Genomic DNA, 6,146 nt, shown 5'->3' on the forward strand with positions numbered 1-6,146 from the left:
ATAGGAACAATGACCAAGCAAGAAAAAACCGTGCTGAACATGGCGAAGTTCATCCAGGCGCAGACACTTTTGCTACTCGAAAAGCTGAATGAGCTGAATCTTGATGAGATGGCCAACCAGTGTGAGAGATTGCACGAGCTGTCAGAACAGCTACATGATGGCTTGAAAAAAGAAGTAGACCGAGATGAGCAGGAAACCGTCGAGTGACCGTGCCAAAAGTGACAGCAGTGCACTTACGCTTCCTCGCGTTGACAGACTTCGCTAGTCAACACTGCGGCGAGCGTTGCGGGTCAGTAAAAGACGAATAGGATGTAGGAATAAAAAAATGGAAAAGGCCACGCCCGGCCAGGCGTTTTTCCATAGGCTTCGCCCTCCTGATGAACATCACAGAAATCGGATGATTTCCGGTGCTCAAATCAGAAGTGGCGAAACCTGACAGGACTTAAAGATCCCCACCGTTTCCGATAGGTCGCTCCCTCGTGCGCTTTCCTGTTCCCACCCTGAGGTTTACCCGTTGCAGACCGCCGTAAGGTGGCGTTTTCTCATTCCTTCCCATGCAACTGGGTGCCTTGTAGGTGTACCGCGCCAAATTCAGGTAACAAACACTTGAGACCAAACCTGAAAGGCACGAAGAATCGCCACTGGCGGTAGCCATTGGTAACTGGAAGCTTGCGGGATATAGAAAATGGTATTAATTCTTGAGGTCTTGAAGTGCCATGCCTTTTACGGCTACACTGAAAGGACAAGTTTGGGTGACTGTTCCCGCGAAGATCAGTTACCTCGGTTCAAAATGTTTACTAGGCATTCATAAACAGTCACATTGCAAACTAATGATAGGTGGTTAGCTGGTAATGAGATAGTGCACTTCATAGCTAAGCTTCAACTGCATTAGCTCAGAATCTCCAAGCCTTTGCGCTCAACAACAGATAACAATTTCATTGCTGATGCATTTGGCACAGACTCCCCTCTTTCCCACTTTTGGACAGCCTTCTTGGATACGTTCAAAAATATAGCGAATACAGATTGACTTACATTTTGCCGCTCTCGTAACGACTTAATATCTTCTGGACGATAATCTTTCACCGGTTCCAGACAGAGAGCGTCAAATGTACGCATTGTTACACTATCAACAAACCCGTGCTCCATTAGCAAAGTAACGTCTTTGTGTATTGAAGATAGTATCTTACTCATCACAACTTCCTCAGTATGCCTTTTGACACCATATCCTCGAGCTTTTCATCCGTAAAAGAAAAGAGCAATTCGCCATATTCTTTTAAAGCTGCCAACTCTTTTTTGGAGATGTTGTCATTCTCTTTTTTTGAGAATAAGTGTATAAAAAACAACTTATTACCTTTCTTGATTGAAACGATAGCACGAGTGCCATCGCTCTTTCCCGTATTGCGTTTTCCACTAGCAATGCGTTTTTTCACCAAGCTACCGGATAAGTTCGCATCGATAAGTCCAGCGAAAATCTCGCTTGCTGCACCAACTAGTGCCTCATCGCTAATAACTTCTTTTTTTGCAACCTCAACAAAACCAGAAGCTAGGTAAATCTCGGGTTTGGGCTTTTCAGTCATTATGTCTTTCCTTATGTTAGTGTATACCCTTAAAGGGTACAAGCAATGTATTGTCTTCCCTCTTATAACGAATGCGTTATAAATAATTCTTGACGCACTTGTCACCATTGCCCATAATCGACCTGTCACCGGTAGATTGTTAAGCGTGCTAAAAAAATGCGCGAGAAAACTTCCTGAGAGTAACAAACTGTAAGTGTATTGTCAAGAGATATATTCCTATATAGAACACTAAATTTTTTGAACCCCCATACTCCCTTTTTTTAGATATCCCTCTGACCTTAGAAACCAGCACAACTTTTCAATCCACATCACGCACTGCATTCACATAAGTCGCAATATTTAACCTCTAGTTCGCCATGTCCTTAATCATCCCTGAATCGTGATCTGAATGTCATCCTCACTGACGCCAAAATACAGAGCCAAACCTGCCTTGGCATCCTTAATATTCAATGGCTTGACCTCATATTCATGTACATCACCTACCTTTCCATCTCTCACCGCAGATGGAATTACTTTTGAAACTGGTTTGAAGTCGAGTTTCATGACATCGATCCTCATGTTTTCGAGGTTTCGATAGGAAACTGGATTCCGGTTGCCATCCCACTGATCTGGAATGTCAATTTCAGCATAAGAATCGATATTTATAATCCAGCGCTTAGGGTTTTCTGGAGCCCTGCTTACTCCAGAAATTTGACCGATCATAAACGCATGGTGATGCTTTGCTTCCTGGGAACCCCAATCCTTTTTCGAATTTTGAACACAAACCAAATACTGATGCTTTGCTGCATGGCTGGCATCAAGCCTCCAAGCCTGACTTCCACCAGTTTTCAATATTTCTGTGGCACCACGTGCGGTAAGAACAGTAATGCAGTTAGTATCTGACATTTCAAATCAACCTCTACCATATTTAAGGGCTAAAACTAGATTTAAAAGAGGTTTTAACATATTAAAAAAGAAACAACAAGCAATCACTACGGCACATACTATCAAATAGCATCCAAAGTACTACACCAAATACTAGTGATAAAAGTAGAAACGGATTGTTGCCAAATAAGGTGGGTATGCTTGGGACAACGAAATTACAATGTCATCCGTTGCGCGTAGGACATGAAAAAAGCCCGCAATCGCGGGCTCAGAAAGCTGTAAAAAACCCCACAGCTTCAGATATGTTATTCCCTGATATCTCTCCATAAGAGATTCTACTTCTCTTACTTGGTCTTTTGTTGCCACAAAGTCCTCCATTATTTCTGGATGGAAAACTAAATCTACGAATAGCTGAATTTACCATAACACCTGTGATCCGGCCTTTGAGCATATCCTCGAGTCATGCAGCGACAATCGTGTCACCGTAAAGCTCCAACCGCTCACCTGGAGACGACCATGCCCCCCCTACTCGAGTGAGCTGTTTTGAGCCAAGCTCACCCTAGGTACGCAGCCTAAGGCAAGATTTTATAAGAAAACTCTAAGAATACTGGCCGTATAAACATGTCATTAAAAACAGGGTTGACACCGTATTAAAAATCATTAAATTAGCCTTCAACAGCGGTGGCATCAGTATTTATCCGTTGGTTTATATAGTATTAAGAATATTGATTTAGAAAGTCGCTGTAATATGTTGTCATGAAGTTTTAGTTGAAGTGTTAATGGTTGTAGTAATCAATTGAAGTAAAAATCGCGATGATGTAAGGCTTTGTTTATTATTGTTATTTTGTTCGCGAAAAAATTGCGTGTCAGTAGTTGAAATATCGCGAAGGAAGTAAAGCCACGCATCAAAGAGTATATATCGCGAAGGGGAGATGTACGAGTTGAACGGTAATACCTGATTTGACTTTGTTTTCATATAAAGCTTTCAGGTGGTTTTAAACCGATAAAGGAGGGGGTTTTTAGTTGTCAGTACCCGATGTTATCTGTAAGAACTTGTGCATTTAAAGCAGTACCAAATAGCAGCATCTAGTAACGAAGTATATTAATGTCAAATCTTAAGTTCGCAGTACCTTAAAAGCCCTGACTCGTACAGTCAGGGCTTTTATCGTTTCGGCCTCCCGCGCGTCATCCATTTACCATAACGTCCGTTCACCGCACCGCCCCAGACGCCCTCAGCGCCGTTTTGCCCCGAAGACGATGAAATCTACGGCTTACCCCACCAAAACCGCCCAAAATCGCGCGGATGAATTCTGCGCCGGTGAATAGCTATGCACGCGCACAGGCGCAGCACTGTTTCATGAGAAAAATAGGCTGAACGCCTCAAAAAAGAAGTTGTTCTGCATCAGCCAATCCCACAAATCCGCCACCATTTGCAGGCAGTCCAGTACCAGTTTTAACTTTTCTAAAAATTTCATAATGTCCTCCTGTGTTTACCTCTATCGTTGCGTCACGACGGTATTTAGCGGGGATTTTTTTACCCGGATTTGTCCGCCGAAACGTCATTGTGCGAAGAAGGACGCGTCGAGATAAGTTGAAGGGGTTCAGTAGGAAAACGGTGAACGGGCGCGCAATTTATTGCGCGGCCGCGAGGCGTTGGCCAAGCCGAAGGCGCGGCAGAACGTTGCGCATGCGCAACTTTTAAAAACGGTGGAGATATCTTTCTCGGTGAAGTTTGATCAGGCTATGCGTTGTTTCTTGGAGCGAAATGGAGGGGATATGACAGCCCGTTATGAGACTGATTTTTATGGCTGGACGCGTGAACAGGCCGATTTACTGCGCAATGGCAGCTTTAGTGAACTGGACACACAGAATCTTCTGGAGGAGATCGAGGCAATGGGCACAAGCGCGGAAACCGAGCTGGAGTCGCGCCTCGAAGTCCTGTTTATCCATATGCTGAAATGCCAATTGCTGTCAGAACATCAGGAGCGCAGCTGGAAACTCACTATAGAGGAACAGCGCCGCAAGATTGAGCGCAGCCTCAAGAAAAGCCCGAGCATCAGACACAAGCTACCTGAGATCATCGGAGATGCCTACGGCGATGCGGTGATCGGCGCCGAACGCGAGACACACATCAAGCGCTCAGTATTCCCTGCTGAATGCCCGTGGTCATTTGAGCAGTTTATGGATCCGAAATTCTACCCGGAGTAAATCCGGACGTTTTCCAAACAGAGGTCATCCGGGTAACGGTGAGCGAGCGCGGAATTTTTTCGCGGTCGTGAGCCGTTGGTGGGGTGTCGGGGCGCAGCCCTGACCAGGCGCTTTTGGGATCGCGGCCAGCTCGATGGCGGTGGACACAAAACATTTCCTGTCCGCCTGTTGAACTTCATTTTGCGGCTGGTTATCCTGACTTCGCTATCGTTGCGTGCCGCAACTGCCAAAACCCGTGTGGCCTGAGACGGGTGCCTTCGGGCGGCCACTGCCAATGTTCCCGTGATTTGAGAGGAACGCCTTCGGGTGATCACATGCCAATACCGTTATGACCTGAGAGACGGTGCCTTCGGGCGGTCACTGAAGCCGCAGAAAACCTCTGAAAAACGCGGCGCCCACGCTCCAGTGGCTGAGGTCTGCCCCTAAAGACTCGCTTTAGGTTGCACTCAAAGCAGCACTACCTGCATCCGAAACCACACCCGCCTTCATCAGGCACTTTGCATCGCATGCGCGTCACTTGCGTATCGCGAAGCGTTTACCAAGTGACGCGCGCGCAAAACCGCCGCGAAACCCCATGCCGCAAACCCCAAGGGCATTTTCCACCATCTGACACACACGTGATCGGCGACTTTACGCCGTCCGTACCGGCGCCGCCGGCGGACATCATTTTTTATATAAGGGATAAAACGACACGACATCGATGGCGACACCGGGAGACCGGTGTGTGGAGGCAGTCTGACGAACGTCAGCCCGGCGAAAGCCGCAAACGGATCAGAGATCCGGGGAGCCTTGCAAGAACTCAACCATTCGCCGCCCCGGTGCACAGATGTCTGTCGTGACGCATGAAGCGCAAAATAAACCGTGCCGCCGGGGTGAATTTAAGCCGTATCGAGACTGAAAAGACCTGGGAGTGAAAGTCCCCGTGTCGGGGTTATTTGGTTGGCCGCCGCCATAACTGCCACCACTTCGTGCTGACGGGGGATTGATCAGGGTCTGGCTTATGCTCGATTCGACGCATTTCCTGCATTTCAACCCGCAATCCAGCCACTTCATCACGCAGCATTTTTATCTCAGAAACCAGCTCCTGAATCACAGCATTTCCTGTCTCACTATCATGTCTCTGAGTGTCCCGCGATGGTGTCTCACTATGTACCAACTCACCATAAACACGTATAAGCTCACTGGTATCAATAGAGCGACTACCATCTACCTCAGAACGATATGAAACGCGGCCTTTAGCCATATCCCGATAGAGCGAACTCCGCGCTTTCCCGGTCAGTTTCATTGCCTGTCTCACGGTTACCCAAGCCATAGTCTCACCCTCCGTTTTTGAGACAGTATACTCACAGAGAGAAATGTACGGTGGAGAATATAGGAACAATGACCAAGCAAGAAAAAACCGTGCTGAACATGGCGAAGTTCATCCAGGCGCAGACACTTTTGCTACTCGAAAAGCTGAATGAGCTGAATCTTGATGAGATGGCCAACCAGTGTGAG

7 protein-coding genes are annotated in these 6,146 nt (G+C 46.8%); 3 read left to right on the forward strand and 4 right to left on the reverse strand.

The window, feature by feature from the left end:
* The first annotated feature begins 9 nt into the window (after nucleotides 1–9).
* Nucleotides 10–207, forward strand: coding sequence for a Rop family plasmid primer RNA-binding protein (locus IEV89_RS21435; RefSeq protein ID WP_188475527.1), 198 nt, complete (start codon nucleotides 10–12; stop codon nucleotides 205–207).
* A gap of 681 nt (nucleotides 208–888) precedes the next feature.
* On the opposite strand, the gene IEV89_RS21440 is transcribed toward IEV89_RS21435, so the two are convergent.
* From IEV89_RS21440 to IEV89_RS21450, 3 genes are all read right to left on the reverse strand, one after another.
* A complete protein-coding gene (locus IEV89_RS21440) occupies nucleotides 889–1,191 on the reverse strand; it encodes a helix-turn-helix domain-containing protein (protein ID WP_176705387.1) in 303 nt (100 codons plus the stop codon).
* Complete coding sequence (locus IEV89_RS21445) at nucleotides 1,191–1,577, reverse strand: type II toxin-antitoxin system RelE/ParE family toxin (protein WP_188475529.1); 387 nt, start codon at nucleotides 1,575–1,577, stop codon at nucleotides 1,191–1,193. The genes IEV89_RS21440 and IEV89_RS21445 overlap by 1 nt, the downstream gene beginning before the upstream one ends.
* Before the next feature lie 366 nt (nucleotides 1,578–1,943).
* Nucleotides 1,944–2,462 (reverse strand): hypothetical protein, encoded by a 519-nt coding sequence (locus IEV89_RS21450; protein WP_188475531.1) that lies wholly within the window; start codon nucleotides 2,460–2,462, stop codon nucleotides 1,944–1,946.
* Nucleotides 2,463–4,217: 1,755 nt separating this feature from the next.
* On the opposite strand from IEV89_RS21450, the gene IEV89_RS21455 reads away from it, so the two are divergent.
* The gene (locus tag IEV89_RS21455; protein WP_188475535.1) at nucleotides 4,218–4,649 is read left to right on the forward strand and encodes a DUF29 domain-containing protein; all 432 of its coding nucleotides are present in this window, start codon (nucleotides 4,218–4,220) and stop codon (nucleotides 4,647–4,649) included.
* Nucleotides 4,650–5,580: 931 nt separating this feature from the next.
* On the opposite strand, the gene IEV89_RS21460 is transcribed toward IEV89_RS21455, so the two are convergent.
* The gene (locus IEV89_RS21460) at nucleotides 5,581–5,961 is read right to left on the reverse strand and encodes an entry exclusion protein 1 (RefSeq protein WP_188475533.1); all 381 of its coding nucleotides are present in this window, start codon (nucleotides 5,959–5,961) and stop codon (nucleotides 5,581–5,583) included.
* A gap of 68 nt (nucleotides 5,962–6,029) precedes the next feature.
* Between IEV89_RS21460 and IEV89_RS21465 the strand changes: the two genes are divergently transcribed.
* Nucleotides 6,030–6,146: Rop family plasmid primer RNA-binding protein (locus tag IEV89_RS21465; protein WP_188475534.1), on the forward strand; the 117-nt coding region annotated here is incomplete at its 3' end.

It is taken from the genome of Hafnia psychrotolerans (assembly GCF_014639435.1).
Taxonomy (GTDB): domain Bacteria; phylum Pseudomonadota; class Gammaproteobacteria; order Enterobacterales; family Enterobacteriaceae; genus Ewingella; species Ewingella psychrotolerans.

What these genes read in the sequence shown, in the direction of transcription:
- IEV89_RS21455 (WP_188475535.1), top strand. Translation starts at nt 4,218, where the DNA reads ATGACAGCCCGTTATGAGACTGATTTTTATGGCTGGACGCGTGAACAG.
- IEV89_RS21440 (WP_176705387.1), bottom strand. Translation starts at nt 1,191, where the DNA reads ATGAGTAAGATACTATCTTCAATACACAAAGACGTTACTTTGCTAATG.
- IEV89_RS21445 (WP_188475529.1), bottom strand. Translation starts at nt 1,577, where the DNA reads ATGACTGAAAAGCCCAAACCCGAGATTTACCTAGCTTCTGGTTTTGTT.
- IEV89_RS21435 (WP_188475527.1), top strand. Translation starts at nt 10, where the DNA reads ATGACCAAGCAAGAAAAAACCGTGCTGAACATGGCGAAGTTCATCCAG.
- IEV89_RS21460 (WP_188475533.1), bottom strand. Translation starts at nt 5,961, where the DNA reads ATGGCTTGGGTAACCGTGAGACAGGCAATGAAACTGACCGGGAAAGCG.
- IEV89_RS21450 (WP_188475531.1), bottom strand. Translation starts at nt 2,462, where the DNA reads ATGTCAGATACTAACTGCATTACTGTTCTTACCGCACGTGGTGCCACA.